A 14,304-nucleotide genomic window follows, 5' to 3' on the forward strand; every position below is an offset into this window, starting at 1 on the left:
GCAAGCGAATATCAGCATGACTTATCCCGTGGTGATTTGAGCCGGCCGGCTTGCAGCCACGTTAAATAAGTCGCTAAACAGGCCGGGGACAGTGTGATCCCGGCCTGTGGAATTTTTCCAGGCCGGTTTTTTTTGTGGCCATTTTGCGATGGTCACGATGGAGGTCACATGTCGAAAGCAACCACCTCGCCCACCGCCCACTACCGTCCCGAGACCCGGCTGGTGCATTCCGGAACCATCCGCTCGGAATTCGGGGAAACCTCCGAGGCGATGTTTCTGACGCAAGGCTATGTCTACGACAGCGCGGAGCAATGCGAGGCCCGCTTCAAGGGCGAGGACCCCGGCTACATCTATTCGCGCTATTCCAACCCGACGATTGCGATGTTCGAGCGCCGCATGATCGAGCTGGAAGGCGCGGAAGCCGGCCGCTCGACCGCGACCGGCATGGCGGCGGTGACCACCGCCATCCTCGCGCCGCTCAAGGCCGGCGATCACGTCGTGGCGGCGAAGGCGATGTTCGGATCGTGCCGCTACGTGGTGGAGGACCTGTTGCCACGCTACGGCATTGCCTCGACGCTGGTCGACGGCCTCGACCTCGACCAGTGGCAGGCCGCGATGCGGCCCAACACCAAAAGCTGCTTTCTCGAGAGCCCGACCAATCCGACGCTCGACGTGCTCGATATCCCGGCGATCGCCGAGATCGCCCACGCGGGCGGGGCGCGGCTGATCGTCGACAATGTGTTCGCAACACCGATCTGGCAGAGCCCGCTGCAATTGGGGGCCGACGTGGTGGTCTATTCCGCCACGAAACATATCGACGGCCAGGGCCGCTGCCTCGGCGGCATCATCCTGTCGTCGGAGACCTTCATCGCCGAGCACATCCACAATTTCATGCGCCAGACCGGTCCATCGCTGTCGCCGTTCAACGCCTGGGTGCTGCTGAAGGGGCTGGAGACGCTGGCCATCCGCGTCCGCGCGCAGACCGAGACCGCAGCGGCGGTGGCGGATGCGCTGGCGCAACATCCGAAGATTTCGCGGCTGATCTATCCCGGCCGCGCCGATCATCCGCAGGCAGCCCTTGTGAAGAAGCAGATGCGCGCCGGCTCGACCCTGGTCGGCTTCGAGGTCCGGGGCGGCAAGGCGGCGGCGTTCCGCTGCCTCAACGCGCTGAAGATATCGCGGATCTCCAACAATCTCGGCGACGCCAAGAGCCTCGTCACCCATCCCGCCACCACCACCCATCAACGTCTGAAGCCGGAGGCCCGCGCCGAACTCGGCATCAGCGAGGGTTTTGTCCGGTTCTCCGCCGGCCTCGAACATCGCGACGATTTGATCGAGGATTTGCACGCGGCGCTGGAGAGAGCGTGATCGGCGGCCACAATACCATCGTCGTCCCGGCGAACGCCGGGACCCATACGCCGCGGCCTCTCGATTTGAAGTGGTGTGGGTTGATATCTTCGGCAACAACAAACGTCGGTGGTGGGTCCCGGCTCAAGGCCGGGACGACGTGAATATAGTGCCCGACCTCACATCGGCCGATTGGTCAGCGGGCTCACGGGCGCGTTGACGCCGAGCTTGATCTGGCCGACCGACCTGATGATGTCGTCGCCGAGCAGTTGCGCGAAGCAGGCGTAGCCCCAGTCGTTCATGTGCAGGCCGTCGGCGATCACGAAGCTGTCGATCGGCAGCGCCTGCTGGTCGTGCCATTCGCGCATCACCTCGAAGCGCGGAAAGATTCCAACATGGCGCAGCTCGGCGATCCTGCGCAACAGCCGCACGATCTTGCTGGCGCTCTCGGCGCGCTCGGTCACCCGCGGCGAATATTGCGGATCGACCAGCACCACGTCGGCGCCGGCGGCCTGAATCCGCGCCACGCCGTCCTCGACCTGATGTGCCGTCTCGGCCGGATCAAGGTCGCGCAGCACCGCATTGGTGCCGACCTGCCAGATCACCAGATCCGGCTTCATATCGAGCACCTCCGGTTGCAGCCGCTTCATCATCTCGGGCGCGTCTTCGCCGCCCTTGCCGCGATTGATGATGGTGATGTCGGCGGTCGGATATTGCCGGCGCAACTGCTTGGCGAGGCGGTTGGGATAGGTGAATTCGGGAGATGTCGTGCCGTAGCCCTGGGTCGAGGACGAGCCGAAGGCGACGATCACCACCGGCTCTCCCGCGGCGAGCTTGCCGGCCACATGCGGCAGCGATCCCACCGGCCTGACGCCGCCCTTCGGCGGCAGGCACGGCACGCGGCTGAAGATGCCGCCGGCCGATTTGGCGACCTCCTTGACCGTGTCGATTGCGGTAGCGGTGAGGCTCTTCGGCGGCGCGGAATTGGCCGGATCGACGGCCGCGGCACTGGCCGCGCCGACCGTCGGCGACGGAGCCGGCTTGGCGGCGGCGGGTTTGGCGGCTTCAGCTACGGCGGCGGCCTGCTGGACCGGCTGGACCGCTTGCGCGCGCGCGGACAGCATCGAGGCCGGCGCGAGGAGCACCGCGGCGGCGGCCAGCGATGTCAACAGGCGAAAAGGGCGGACAAAACGCATTAACGCTAATTCCTCAATTCTGCTGCGGCGGGCCGAGATGGGCGGCGTCGAACACGAATTTCGACAGCGCGCGGCCGAGGCAATCATGGACGCGCTTGGCCAACTCGATGCCGTGCGTGGCGCTGAACAGGTCGAAATCTCCCGTGTCGTTCCATTGATGCATGATGGCGAAGCGGTCGAACAGCGGAACATCGTGGCTCTGCGCCACCACGCGCATATTATCAATATATGGCGGCACGGAAATCATGGTCTCCGTGCGCGGACTGTATTGCATGTTCATCAGCACCACATCGGCTCCGGCATTTTGCAGCGCAGCGACACCCTGCTCGACCGCGGCGCGAAAATCATCGGGATCGACGGACCGCATAGCATCGACGGTGCCGGTCTGCCAGATGACCAAAGTAGGTTTTTTGACCTCCATCAGCTTGGCGAAGGTGCCGGCGGCTTCCTCGGCGGTCTTCTTGACCTGCAGTTCCACGGACAGGTTAACGGTGACCGCGGGCAGTTTCTCCTTCAGCGCCGCCTGCAGCCTTGCCGGATAGGCGCTCGCCTCCGAGGCGGTGATGGTCGAGGACCGGCTGCCGATCACCAAGATATCCAGCGGATGGCCGCCCTTGACGGCATCGGCGACCTTGGGAAGCGCGCTCTCGCTCGACAGCAAATAGTCCGGGACTTCGCAGCTCTGCGGCGCGGGCGCATCTTCGGCGCGCGACGGCGCTGCGCCCAGCCAGCCGGCCAGCAGCAAACCCAGGACGGCCCAAGAGATGGCTCTCGAGACGGGTTTCATCAGCCTCCTCCCGCCATATCGGCGTTGCCAACGGCGTCTTTCTTCCGCGACGCGGTCTTGTCGGCGGAATGTTTGTACCACGAAATCACCCACGCCACGGCCCACATGATCAGGATTCCCGAAATGCTGACGACCAGGTGCATCGCCGCCCCGCCGGAGATTTCGGCCAGTACGAAATGCCCGGCGAACGCCAGGAACACGCCGAGGCAGAAAATCTCCAGCGAATGCTGGCCGCACAGGATCAGCGGCCGCAGCCAGGGCGACCGCAATCCGGGCCAGTCGCGCGGCAGGAAGCGCACGGTCACGGCGGCCAGCGCCAGGAAATGCGTGAACCGCAGCACGTCGAGATCAGTCTTGTCGATCGGATACATCCATTGTGCGAGCCGGCGCGGCATCAGATGGCCGAGCTGCGGGAAATACCAGGTCATGGTGACGCAGAACGCGAACAACAGGTAGGCGACCGAAAGCCACAGCGTGACATTCGACGACAGAATCTGCGACATCCGCTTCGCCCCGCCGAGCGCGCACCAGGCGCCGAACACGAACAGCAATTGCCAGGCGAACGGGTTGAAGGCCCAGTAGCCGTTCGGATAGGCCGACAGATACAGATCGTACTCCCAGGTCACGGCATAGAGCAGCGCCGACAGCGCCAGCGTGACGTCGGCCTTCCACTTCATCAGCCACAGGATCAGGGGCAGGAACAGCATCAGCACGATATAGAGCGGCAGCACGTCCATGTTGACCGGGCGGAATCGCAGCAGCAGCGCCTGGACGATGGTGACGTCCGGCTGCTTGAGAAAATCCATGATCCCCATTTCTTCCGTGTACAGCGGGTTCTCGAAACTGGTGGCGACGTAGGAGATTTCCGCGAGGAAGATCGTGAACAGGAACACGTGCGCGACATAGATCTGCCAAGCCCGGCGCAGGATGCGCGCGGTCGCCACCACGAAGCCGGCCTCCAGCATGGCGCGGCCGTAGACGAAGGCCGCCGTATAGCCGGAGATGAAGATGAAGATCTCGGTGGCGTCGGAAAAGCCGTAGTTGCGGATCGTGAACCAGGTCAGCAAGTTGGGCGGCAGGTGATCGATGAAGATCAGCCACAGCGCCAGCCCGCGGAACAGATCGAGCCGCAATTCGCGCTCGCCGCCCGCGACCGGAAACGAAATCGACGGCACTGCGGTGGCAGGTTCGGGTTCGCGCGCCAGCGTATCGGTTGCGCCGGCAAGCGGTGGTGCGGCAATTCGGTCGGCAATCGACATGATCTGGCACCGGTTTCGCGAGACCGGCCTGACCAGGCCGACTCTCCAGCAATGATAGTATCGGCACGCGAGTTGCAGGCAAGTGACGAGGGGATTCTGGCGAGGCTTTTCGGGCGCCCTTTGGGATGGAACTATGTCGAAACGAGGATTGCAATTTGCGCACCACCACTGTCTTTCGGTGCTGCTCCCCGCGAAACGCGGAGCGCGAAAGATTAACGCCGGCCCGCCCCGCGCGGGCGATTGGTTCCGCGCCGGATCTTCGATATGATGTTCGCCGATTTGGAGAGATCAGCCCGCATGTATCGCGCCGTTACCCGCCAGATCGAAGTCACCGTCGAGCCGAACTACCTTCCCGAGCGCTCGTCGGTGGAGAATCGTCAGTATTTCTGGTCCTACACCATCGTCATCACCAACACCGGCGACGAGACGGTGCAATTGCGCACCCGGCACTGGATCATCACCGACGCGTCCGGCCGCAAGCAGGAGGTCCGCGGCGAGGGCGTGGTCGGCGAACAGCCGGTGCTCGCGCCCGGCGAGAGATTCGAATACACTTCGGGCGTGCCGCTGCCGACCGCGTCGGGCTTCATGACCGGGCGCTATCAAATGGTCACCGAAAGCGGCGAGCGCTTCGAGATCGACGTGCCGACGTTTTCGCTCGACAGCCCCGACGCCAAGCGGGTGTTGAATTGACCGTCGTCCCTGCGAACGCAGGGACCCATAGCCACAGCAAGTAGTTGTTGCACGAAGGCCGTCGAACAGCGTCTCTCAAAAATAAGTGCCCGGGCGTATGTGTCCCTGCGTTCGCAGGGACGACGAAACTGAAACCGTCATTGCGAGCGCAGCGAAGCAATCCATCTTTCTTTCTTGTTGCTCTATGGATTGCTTCGCTGCGCTCGCAATGACGATGGGACACGGTTTCGCATTCTCGCCGCATGCTTTTTTGCGCGAGGTATTCTTTTATTCCCGCCCTCTCCGAATCGAGGGCGCAGGGAATGCCGGGCGGCCGATGCGCCCGATAGCCGCGTGTGCAATGGATAGTGGTAGAGCGCACACGCGTTAGTCAGGTCACACCGGAATCACCCGGCATTCCCCACGCAATGGTTTTAACGGCTACTTCGTGCTCTTCCCGGTGCTCCGGGCTTGTTGGCCACCGTCGCCTGCGCTCCTTCTCGCAGACTTGACACCAGCGTCGGGGTGCCAGAACCACACGACTTCGCACGTCCGCCTCAAATGCCTTCGTCAAGAGCACCATCCGCGTCCACCGCATCCCGCCCCACGTTTCGTGACGTTGCGCAACGCCCCTCTTTCGGGACGGGACGGCGAATATCTACGACTGATTTGGGCCGGCTGCAAGCATTACTTCTTTAATTTCGAAATATATTTCCGTAATTGTGAACCTGTCGGGTGCGGCATTTTGCCATGACGGGCAAATCAGGAGCTATCATCCATCGATGCCCGCGGTCGCACCCGGCCCGGCATTCACGAGCCAGCATCCCGCCGACGCCAGGATAATCCCCGCGGCCGCGACCAGGGTGAGCGGCTCGCCAAGCAGCATCCAGGCGAGCAGCGCCACCGTTCCCGGAACCAGATAAAAGTTCGCGGTGGCGCGGGCGGCCGTGCCATGGACGAGCATGACGAAGTAGAGCCCCATGCCGCCGAGCGAGACCACCAGGGCGTTCCATGCCAGGGCGGCGACGGTGACCGTGGTCCAGTCGGCACGCGGGGTTTCCAGCGACCAGGTGCAAAGCATCGCAAGCGCAGCGGCGGAGGTGAATTGCACAAAACTGCCCGTCAGCAAGGGCACACCACGGCAGAATTTTGCGAAGTAGAGCGTACCCGCCACCAGCCCGATCACGCCGAGCAGCGCCAGCAGAAGCCCGTCAAGTTCGGTGGCGCTTTGCAGCGCGGCCTGCCCCACCACCAGCCCGACGCCCGCCATTCCCAGGACCAGCCCTAGCCATTGGCCGGCGCCCAGGCGCTCGCGCAGCAACGCGACCCCGCAGATCGCCGTCAACAACGGCGTCAGCGACTGCACCAGCGCGATTTGCGCCGCCGGCGCGATCACCAGTCCGGCGTGCGGCGCCATCAGCCCGACCCCGTTCATCAACGCGCCGGCAACGGCGCAATGCAGCCAGCGCCAGCCGGCAAGCGGCCGCCACGGCCGCCGCAACAGCAGCGCCAGAATTCCCAGCACGAGGGCGCATACCAGGAGGCGGATGGCCACGAACAGCAGCGGCGAAAGATGCCGCAGACCTGCCTTGGTCGAAATAAAGGACGAACTCCAGAGCAGCACGAACAGCAGTGGGGCAGCCCTGGCGAGCATCGGTGCCTTTCATCCAGCTGGTCATCACCGGGCTTGACCCGGCGATCCGTCTTCTTCGGAACAGTCTTTTTGAAGGTTGATGGATTGCCGGGTCAAGCCCGGCAACGACGAAGGTACCGGGCCAGAGGATCAGGCGCGACAATAGCCGAGAACGGCGCTGCAGGGCACGTCCGGACAGGCGACACTTCGACCACGATCGAAGCAGTCCCGATGAAAAATCCGGCTGGCGTGTCTATCTAGGGGACGCGGCGGCGCGCCGCCTGCGGCTATCTGCGGGGCCGATCGAACAGACGCCGGCTAGCCGGAAGGGAGCACCCGTGTTTTCAGTGATCTTCGAAGTGCATCCGAAACCGGATCAATGGGACGCCTATCTCGGCGTGGCCGGGACGCTGCGCCCCGAACTGGTGCAAGTCGACGGTTTCGTCGACAACATCCGCTATAAAAGCCTGACGCGGGAGGGATGGCTTCTCTCGCTCTCGGGCTGGCGCGACGAAAAGGCGGTGGTGCGCTGGCGCACCGCGATGCGGCACCATGGCGCGCAGGAAAAGGGCCGCAGCGAAATCCTGCTCGACTATCATTTGCGCGTCGGCGAGATCGCGCGGGACACGCAAATTCCTGCGGGACAGACGCTGCGGGAGCAGCGGCTCGACGAGACCGCAACGGGGGATGCCACCACGATCATCCTGATCGACGCCAAGCGGTCAGCCGGATCGGACGCTGCTGCAGATGCTGCGGCGTGCTCGAAGTATCTCGGCCTCGATCCCGGCGCCAGCGGACTGGTCGGCTGGGACGTATTCGACGCAGTGCTGACGCCGGGTGACCTCATTCTCCTGACGTCGTGGCGCACCAGCGCCGACGCGCAGGCCTTCGAGGCCTCAGAGAAACTGCCCGACGGCGCGCGGCTCCGCCGCATCCGCATCGTGCGCGACTACGGCATGTTCGACCGGCGCGAAGCGCCGCAATATTATCCGCCGGTGGAGCGCCGGGAAGCGTGAGCGCCCAGAGCCGTAGCCTGGATGGAGCGCAGCGCAATCCGGGACGCACTGGAACAAACGCAAGACTTGGCCCCGGATTGCGCTACGCTCCATCCGGGCTACGGGACTAATTCATTCGCGGTCAACGATGTAGTAAAGAGCGCCCACCACGGAGTGACGATGCCGTATTTCCTGTTTTCCGTGACCCAGAAATGCCGGATCAGCGAACTGTTTTCGACCGAAAGGGAGATGTGGACCCATGTGCGGGCCAACGGCCTGTGCAGCGAAGTCATCGACCGCGAAGACCTCGAACCGCGCCGCGTGCTGTATCCGGATTACGAGATTCATTTGTGTGACGCGGCGGGGCGAAGGATCGGGGAGGCGGTGATGCGGGAGCGGTCGGGGAACGGGTGAGCGGCGCGGCCGTCATTCCGGGAGGATGCGAAGCACCGGACCTCAGATGCGCAATTGCGCATCGGGGAATCTCGAGATTCCGGGTTCGATGCTGCGCATCGCCCCGGAATGACGTGGCGAGAGCGGCGCGCGCCCCCTACTCCACTCCCGCCTCGTCCGGCGTGAACTCATACACCGACGAACAGAACTCGCACGTCACCACCACCTTGCCGTCCTTCACCATGTCGGCGCGGTCCTGTGGGGCGAAGCTTTGCAGCATGGACGACACCGCCTCGCGCGAGCAGGAGCATTGCGCCCGGAGCGGCAGCGGCGGAAACACCCGCACGCCGCGTTCGTGGAACAGGCGATAGAGCAGCCGCTCGCCGGACAGGTCCGGATCGATCAGTTCGACGTCTTCCACCGTAGAGATCAGCGACTGGCCCTCGACCCAGGCGTCGTCCTCGGCAACCACATGGGTGACGGTGCCCTCCGGCGCGTCGCCGGGATGCAGATCGGGCTGGCGCGCGCGTTCGGGGGCTTTCGGCAAAAACTGCAGCAGCATGCCGCCGGCGCGCCAGCGGTGCCTTGGGCCGTCGCCGCCGCCGCGCCATTCCTCGCCGACCGCCAGCCGCACGCGGGTCGGGATCTGTTCGGAGCGCAGGAAATATTCGTGGGCGGCGTCCTCGAGCGAGCCGCCGTCGAGCGCGACCAGGCCCTGGTAGCGGCTCATGTCGGGGCCCTGGTCGATGGTCATGGCGAGATGGCCTCGGCCGAGCAACGCGCCGGAGTCGAGGCCCTCCTTCAGCCGCTTCGCGTCGAAGCGGGCATAGGCGCGCAGCCGGTCGGGCGCCTGGAAGTCGACGATCAGGAACGACACCGGGCCGTCGGTCTGGGTCTGCAGGATGAAGCGGCCGTCGAACTTCAGGGACGAGCCGAGCAGCGTCGTCAGCACGATGGCCTCGCCGAGCAGCTTGCCGACCGGGGTGGGGTAATCGTGCCTGGTCAGGATGTCGTCGAGCGCGGGGCCGAGCCGGGTCAGGCGGCCGCGCAGATCGAGGGCTGCGACCTCGAACGGCAACACCGCGTCGTCGACCGGCACGGCCGAGGGCGCGCGGACCGGGGTTTTGTCGATCTTGATGTCAGGGGATTGTGAAGTCATGGCGCTTTATCTGGGGGCTGAGGGCCGAAATCGAAAGGGGTTTGAGACGCGTGACCATCTCTGCTCGTCGTCCCGGCCGCGCTCGTCGTCCCGGCGAAGGCCGGGATCCAACCCCCGGCGCCAATTGTTGCAGAAGGTTTCTCACACCTCGCGCAAACGAGAGATCACGCGGTATGGGTCCCGGCCTTCGCCGGGACGACGGGATTGATTACGCCACCGCCTCGAAACACCACGCCAGAATGCCCTTTTGCACATGCAGGCGGTTTTCGGCTTCGTCGAACACCACCGACTGCGGGCCGTCGATCACTTCATTCGTGACTTCGTCGCCGCGATGGGCGGGCAGGCAGTGCATGAAGATCGCGTCGGGTTTTGCCAATGACATCAGCCTTGCGTTGACCTGGTAGGGTTTCAGCAAATTGTGGCGGTTCTCGCCGTCCTTGTCGCCCATCGACACCCAGGTGTCGGTGACCACGCAATCGGCGCCGCGAACGGCTGCTTCCGGATCGTTGCCAAGCACGATCGGCGCGTCGGTCGCCTTGATCCAGTCCTTCATCGCCTTGTTCGGCGCGAGCTGCGGCGGGGTCGCGACGTTCAGGGTGAACTTGAATCGTTCAGCGGCCTGCGCCCACGACGCGAGCACGTTGTTGTCGTCGCCGCTCCAGGCCACCATCTTGCCCTCGATCGGTCCGCGATGCTCCTCGAACGTCATCAGGTCGGCCATCACCTGGCAGGGATGCGAGCGCCGGGTCAGCCCGTTGATCACAGGCACGGTGGCGTGGGCGGCGAGTTCCAGCAGCGCATCGTGGTTGAGGATGCGGATCATGATGGCGTCGACATAGCGCGACAGTACGCGCGCGGTGTCGGCGATGGTCTCGCCGCGGCCGAGCTGCATTTCAGCGCCCGTCAGCATGATCGACTCGCCGCCGAGCTGGCGCATGCCGACGTCGAACGAGACGCGGGTGCGGGTCGAGGGCTTTTCGAAGATCATCGCCAGCGTCTTGCCCTCGAGCGGCCTCGCTCCCTTCTCGTGCGCCTTCAGCCTCGCCTTCATGGCGACGCTGGAGGCGAGCATGTTGCGCAGCTCCTTGGTCGGAACCTCGCTGATATCGAGAAAATGCCGCAGCGTCTTGCTCATTGCCCCGCCGCCCGTTTCAACTTCGCCCCGGCAAGCGCCACGCAGGCGCGCTCCAGCTTTGCGACCGATTCCTCGATCTCCGCCTCCGACACGATCAAGGGCGGCAGGAAACGCACGACATTTTCGCCGGCGCCGACGGTGAGCAGTTTTTCTTCGCGCAACGCCGTCACCAGGTCACCCGACGGCACCACCGCCTTCAGCCCGATCAACAGACCCTCGCCGCGCACTTCGGCGAGCACGGCCGGGTGGCGATCGACCACGGAGGCGAGCTTCTGCTTCAGCAACAGCGACATCTGCTGCACATGGTCGAAGAAGCCGGGTTTCAGCATGACGTCGAGCACGGCGTTCGCTGCGGCGACCGCCAGCGGATTGCCGCCGAAGGTCGAGCCGTGCGAGCCCGGCGTCATGCCGGAGGCGGCCTCCGCGGTGGCCAGACACGCGCCGATCGGGAAGCCGCCGCCGAGCGCCTTCGCCAGCGACATCACGTCGGGGGTGACGCCGAGGCGCCGATAGGCAAAGAGATCGCCGGTGCGGCCCATGCCGGTCTGCACCTCGTCGAACACCAGCAGAAGCCCATTGTCGTCGCAGAGCTGGCGCAACGCCCTGAAGAAGGCGTGCGGTGCGGCGCGCACGCCGCCTTCGCCCTGCAGCGGCTCGATCAGGATGCCGGCGGTATGCGGGCCGATCGCCTTCTTCACGGCGTCGAGATCGCCGAGCGTCACCTGGTCAAAACCGTCGAGCGGCGGCCCAAAGCCTTCGAGATATTTTTGCGAACCGGTGGCGGCGAGCGTCCCCAGCGTGCGGCCGTGAAAGGCGCTGTCGAAGGTGATGATGCGATAGCGCTCGCCATGCCCCTTGCCGAAGTGATAGCGGCGCGTGACCTTGATGGCGCATTCCATCGCCTCGGCGCCGGAATTGGCGAAGAACACGAAATCGGCAAAGCTCTGCTCGCACAGCCTTGCTGCGAGCTTGTCGCCGTCCGGGCTCTTGAACAGGTTCGACATGTGCCACAGCTTGGTGGCCTGCTCCTGCAGCGCTGCGACCAGGTGCGGGTGGCAATGGCCGAGCGCGTTGACCGCTACCCCGCTGGTGAAATCGAGGTAGCGCTCGCCATTGGTGGCGGTGAGCCAGCAGCCCTCGCCGCGCTCGAAACCGAGATCGACCCTGGCAAAGACGGGAAGCAGATGCGACGCGGCGCTATTGGTCATGGCGGTCACTAAAAGGTTGGAGCTTAAGTCGCGATGCGTGCATTGGCGCGGGTCGCATCGGACCGGCTCGCGGAAAACAAAACGTGCCGCCTTTTCGGGGCGGCACGTGGGAACTATTCTATGCGCGCGGCGATAACTGTCAACAGGCCCGTAATATTGCGGTGTCGCGGAAAGATCGCATTGCAATGCTCAAATGACGGAACATGTGGACGCAAGCACGCGGACTCTTGCGCCGGAGTCACGCCATATTGTAGCGTCTGGTCCGTCGGGTACGACATCTCGTGCGGCAGTACTCGATCCTCAGTCGTTAAGAGTTCGGCGTAGACGTTCGGGCGCGCTTTTCGAGCCCGGCGAGGGCTAAGGGATTCTGCCGGCAGGGATTTTTGGAGTTTGGCACCGCAGCGTCGCCCCCTTGATCGGCCGGCGCATCGCGAAGGAAAGAATACGATGACCGTATTGACCTGGTCTGACGAACGCGTCGAACAGCTGAAGAAGCTCTGGGAAGGCGGGCTTTCGGCCAGCCAGATTGCCGCCGAACTCGGAAATGTCACCCGCAACGCCGTAATCGGCAAGGTGCATCGGCTGGGGCTTTCCGGCCGAGCCAAGAGCCCCTCCTCCTCGGCGCCCCGGCAGCGCAAAGCGCGCCCGGCCCAGCACATGATGCGGGTCAACCGCCCGGTGTCGCGCGGCAACACGGCCCTGGCGCATGCCTTCGAGGTCGAGCTGGAGCCGGATCCGATCGCCTACGACAATGTGGTGCCGATGAGCCAGCGGCTGTCGCTTTTGGAATTGAACGAGGCCACCTGCCACTGGCCGGTCGGCGATCCCTCGAGCCCGGATTTCTTCTTCTGCGGCGGCAAGGCGCTGCAGAGCCTGCCCTATTGCGCGCATCACTCGCGGATCGCCTACCAGCCGGCGAGCGACCGCCGCCGCCAGCCGCCGAAGCCGACAAGGTAGGGTACTCGCCGTCATTGCGAGGAGCACTTTTATCCGCCGAAGCCCGCCTTCGGGCGAAGGCGGATGCGACGAAGCAATCCAGCTTTCCGCTATGCCGCTTCGCTGCGCTCGCAATGACTGGGCCGTCGTCCCTGGGTTCGCAGGGACGACGTCGTTTATATTTCGCCGCCGCTACTCCGCTTTCGCAAACCGATCGTCCAGCGCGTAGCCGGCGCCGCGAACGGTGCGGATCGGGTCCTGCTCGCGGCCGGGGTTGAGCAGTTTTCGCAAGCGGCCGATGTGGACGTCGACGGTGCGCTCGTCGATATAGATGTCGCGGCCCCAGACGCTGTCGAGCAATTGCTCGCGGGAAAACACGCGGCCCGGATGCTCCAGGAAGAATTCCAAGAGCCGGTACTCGGTCGGCCCGAGATCGATCGGCCGGCCGGAGCGGGCGACGCGGCGCTTCTCGCGGTCGAGCTCGATGTCGCCATAGGCCAGCACGGTGGCGAGCCGCTCGGGGCTGGCGCGGCGCAACAGGCCCTTCACCCGCGCCAGCAGCTCCGGCACTGAGAAGGGTTTGACGATGTAGTCGTCGGCGCCGGTGGCAAGCCCCCGCACCCGCTCGCTCTCCTCGCCGCGCGCGGTCAGCATGATGATCGGCAGCGATTTGGTCTCCGGTCGCGCCCGCAAGCGTCGGCACAGCTCGATGCCGGACAGGCCCGGCAGCATCCAGTCGAGCACGATCAGGTCGGGAACGCGTTCCTTCAGCCTGGTGTCGGCGTCATCGCCGCGCCCGACGGTTTCGACGTCATAGCCCTCGGCATCAAGGTTGTAACGCAAGAGCGTGGTCAACGCCTCTTCGTCTTCAACCACCAGAATGCGCGCGCTCATCTCTCAGCTTCCCTTCGTTGGGGGATGGATCAACGTGATTGTCAGTTACCGGGTACGGTGGTGGCAAAGGTCGTCATGTCGCCCTTCGGGCGCTTGTCGAGAATCTGCTGGCCTTCGATCATGTAGAACACGGTTTCCGCGATATTGGTGGCGTGATCGCCGATCCGCTCGATGTTCTTGGCGCAGAACATCAAATGGATACAGAAGCTGATGTTGCGCGGATCCTCCATCATGTAGGTCAGGAGTTCCCGGAACAGCGAGGTGCAGATGGCGTCGACCTCCTCGTCGCCCTTCCACACCGCCATCGCCGCCGGCAGATCGTGCGCGGCATAGGCATCCAGCACCGACTTGACCTGCGACTGCACCAGGTCGGTCATGTGCTCGAGCCCGCGGATCAGCTTCAAGGGATGGAAATCGCTTTCCAGCGCCGCGACGCGCTTGCCCATGTTCTTGGCAAGATCGCCGATCCGCTCGATATCGGTGGCGACCCGCATCGCGCCGACGATTTCACGCAAATCCACCGCCATCGGCTGGCGCCGCGCGATGGTCAGGACCGCGCGCTCTTCGATCACGCGCTGCAGGCTGTCGATTTCGGCGTCGGCGATGACGACGCGCTTGCCGAGCGCGACATCGCGGCGGAGCAGCGCGTCGACGGATTCGACGATCATGCGTTCGGCAAGGCCGCCCATTTCG

At 64.5% G+C, this 14,304-nt stretch carries 14 protein-coding genes and 1 riboswitch; of the genes, 5 read left to right on the forward strand and 9 right to left on the reverse strand.

Features of this window, described 5'->3' with window-relative positions:
* Positions 1-18: 18 nt before the first annotated feature.
* Positions 19-98: riboswitch (SAM riboswitch) on the forward strand.
* A gap of 70 nt (positions 99-168) precedes the next feature.
* The gene (locus VK804_RS21040; protein ID WP_325373803.1) at positions 169-1,368 is read left to right on the forward strand and encodes an O-succinylhomoserine sulfhydrylase; all 1,200 of its coding nucleotides are present in this window, start codon (positions 169-171) and stop codon (positions 1,366-1,368) included.
* A 158-nt stretch (positions 1,369-1,526) separates the two neighbouring features.
* On the opposite strand, the gene VK804_RS21045 is transcribed toward VK804_RS21040, so the two are convergent.
* The 3 genes from VK804_RS21045 to VK804_RS21055 are packed head-to-tail and all read right to left on the reverse strand — an operon-like array spanning position 1,527 to position 4,589.
* A complete protein-coding gene (locus VK804_RS21045) occupies positions 1,527-2,543 on the reverse strand; it encodes an SGNH/GDSL hydrolase family protein (protein ID WP_325373805.1) in 1,017 nt (338 codons plus the stop codon).
* A gap of 13 nt (positions 2,544-2,556) precedes the next feature.
* On the reverse strand, positions 2,557-3,330 hold the full coding sequence (locus VK804_RS21050) for an SGNH/GDSL hydrolase family protein (protein WP_325373807.1): 774 nt from the start codon (positions 3,328-3,330) through the stop codon (positions 2,557-2,559).
* Positions 3,330-4,589, reverse strand: a complete 1,260-nt coding sequence (locus tag VK804_RS21055; protein WP_325373809.1) for an OpgC domain-containing protein — start codon at positions 4,587-4,589, stop codon at positions 3,330-3,332. The genes VK804_RS21050 and VK804_RS21055 overlap by 1 nt, the downstream gene beginning before the upstream one ends.
* 297 nt (positions 4,590-4,886) lie before the next feature.
* Between VK804_RS21055 and apaG the strand changes: the two genes are divergently transcribed.
* Positions 4,887-5,279 (forward strand): Co2+/Mg2+ efflux protein ApaG, encoded by a 393-nt coding sequence (apaG, locus tag VK804_RS21060; protein WP_325373811.1) that lies wholly within the window; start codon positions 4,887-4,889, stop codon positions 5,277-5,279.
* Between the two features lie 751 nt (positions 5,280-6,030).
* On the opposite strand, the gene VK804_RS21065 is transcribed toward apaG, so the two are convergent.
* Positions 6,031-6,912 carry a DMT family transporter gene (locus VK804_RS21065; RefSeq protein WP_325373813.1) on the reverse strand — a complete coding sequence of 294 codons (882 nt, stop codon included), beginning with the start codon at positions 6,910-6,912 and terminating at the stop codon, positions 6,031-6,033.
* Positions 6,913-7,229: 317 nt separating this feature from the next.
* Here VK804_RS21065 and VK804_RS21070 point away from each other — a divergent pair, with 317 nt between their 5' ends.
* Both VK804_RS21070 and VK804_RS21075 read left to right on the forward strand, forming a co-directional pair.
* Positions 7,230-7,907: an antibiotic biosynthesis monooxygenase gene (locus VK804_RS21070; RefSeq protein ID WP_325373815.1), complete on the forward strand. Its 678-nt coding sequence runs from the start codon at positions 7,230-7,232 to the stop codon at positions 7,905-7,907.
* Positions 7,908-8,066: 159 nt separating this feature from the next.
* A complete protein-coding gene (locus VK804_RS21075; RefSeq protein WP_325373817.1) occupies positions 8,067-8,300 on the forward strand; it encodes a hypothetical protein in 234 nt (77 codons plus the stop codon).
* A 136-nt stretch (positions 8,301-8,436) separates the two neighbouring features.
* Here the strand turns inward: VK804_RS21075 and VK804_RS21080 are convergent, their stop codons facing one another.
* The 3 genes from VK804_RS21080 to VK804_RS21090 all read right to left on the reverse strand — a co-directional run bounded on the left by VK804_RS21080 (position 8,437) and on the right by VK804_RS21090 (position 11,781).
* Positions 8,437-9,438, reverse strand: coding sequence for an Hsp33 family molecular chaperone (locus tag VK804_RS21080; protein ID WP_325373819.1), 1,002 nt, complete (start codon positions 9,436-9,438; stop codon positions 8,437-8,439).
* A gap of 208 nt (positions 9,439-9,646) precedes the next feature.
* Complete coding sequence (argF, locus tag VK804_RS21085) at positions 9,647-10,573, reverse strand: ornithine carbamoyltransferase (RefSeq protein WP_325373821.1); 927 nt, start codon at positions 10,571-10,573, stop codon at positions 9,647-9,649.
* Positions 10,570-11,781, reverse strand: a complete 1,212-nt coding sequence (locus tag VK804_RS21090) for an aspartate aminotransferase family protein (protein ID WP_325373823.1) — start codon at positions 11,779-11,781, stop codon at positions 10,570-10,572. Before VK804_RS21090 ends, argF begins: the two co-directional genes overlap by 4 nt.
* 447 nt (positions 11,782-12,228) lie before the next feature.
* Between VK804_RS21090 and VK804_RS21095 the strand changes: the two genes are divergently transcribed.
* Complete coding sequence (locus VK804_RS21095; protein ID WP_325373825.1) at positions 12,229-12,738, forward strand: GcrA family cell cycle regulator; 510 nt, start codon at positions 12,229-12,231, stop codon at positions 12,736-12,738.
* A 171-nt stretch (positions 12,739-12,909) separates the two neighbouring features.
* On the opposite strand, the gene phoB is transcribed toward VK804_RS21095, so the two are convergent.
* Together phoB and phoU are read right to left on the reverse strand one after the other, a co-directional pair.
* A complete protein-coding gene (phoB, locus tag VK804_RS21100; protein ID WP_325373827.1) occupies positions 12,910-13,611 on the reverse strand; it encodes a phosphate regulon transcriptional regulator PhoB in 702 nt (233 codons plus the stop codon).
* A 41-nt stretch (positions 13,612-13,652) separates the two neighbouring features.
* A partial coding sequence (phoU, locus tag VK804_RS21105; protein WP_325373829.1) for a phosphate signaling complex protein PhoU occupies positions 13,653-14,304 on the reverse strand: 652 nt, incomplete at its 5' end.

It is taken from the genome of Bradyrhizobium sp., assembly GCF_035484855.1.
In the GTDB taxonomy this organism is placed as follows: domain Bacteria; phylum Pseudomonadota; class Alphaproteobacteria; order Rhizobiales; family Xanthobacteraceae; genus Bradyrhizobium.

What these genes read in the sequence shown, in the direction of transcription:
- VK804_RS21040 (WP_325373803.1), top strand. Translation starts at nt 169, where the DNA reads ATGTCGAAAGCAACCACCTCGCCCACCGCCCACTACCGTCCCGAGACC.
- VK804_RS21045 (WP_325373805.1), bottom strand. Translation starts at nt 2,543, where the DNA reads ATGCGTTTTGTCCGCCCTTTTCGCCTGTTGACATCGCTGGCCGCCGCC.
- VK804_RS21050 (WP_325373807.1), bottom strand. Translation starts at nt 3,330, where the DNA reads ATGAAACCCGTCTCGAGAGCCATCTCTTGGGCCGTCCTGGGTTTGCTG.
- VK804_RS21055 (WP_325373809.1), bottom strand. Translation starts at nt 4,589, where the DNA reads ATGTCGATTGCCGACCGAATTGCCGCACCACCGCTTGCCGGCGCAACC.
- apaG (WP_325373811.1), top strand. Translation starts at nt 4,887, where the DNA reads ATGTATCGCGCCGTTACCCGCCAGATCGAAGTCACCGTCGAGCCGAAC.
- VK804_RS21065 (WP_325373813.1), bottom strand. Translation starts at nt 6,912, where the DNA reads ATGCTCGCCAGGGCTGCCCCACTGCTGTTCGTGCTGCTCTGGAGTTCG.
- VK804_RS21075 (WP_325373817.1), top strand. Translation starts at nt 8,067, where the DNA reads ATGCCGTATTTCCTGTTTTCCGTGACCCAGAAATGCCGGATCAGCGAA.
- VK804_RS21080 (WP_325373819.1), bottom strand. Translation starts at nt 9,438, where the DNA reads ATGACTTCACAATCCCCTGACATCAAGATCGACAAAACCCCGGTCCGC.
- argF (WP_325373821.1), bottom strand. Translation starts at nt 10,573, where the DNA reads ATGAGCAAGACGCTGCGGCATTTTCTCGATATCAGCGAGGTTCCGACC.
- VK804_RS21090 (WP_325373823.1), bottom strand. Translation starts at nt 11,781, where the DNA reads ATGACCAATAGCGCCGCGTCGCATCTGCTTCCCGTCTTTGCCAGGGTC.
- VK804_RS21095 (WP_325373825.1), top strand. Translation starts at nt 12,229, where the DNA reads ATGACCGTATTGACCTGGTCTGACGAACGCGTCGAACAGCTGAAGAAG.
- phoB (WP_325373827.1), bottom strand. Translation starts at nt 13,611, where the DNA reads ATGAGCGCGCGCATTCTGGTGGTTGAAGACGAAGAGGCGTTGACCACG.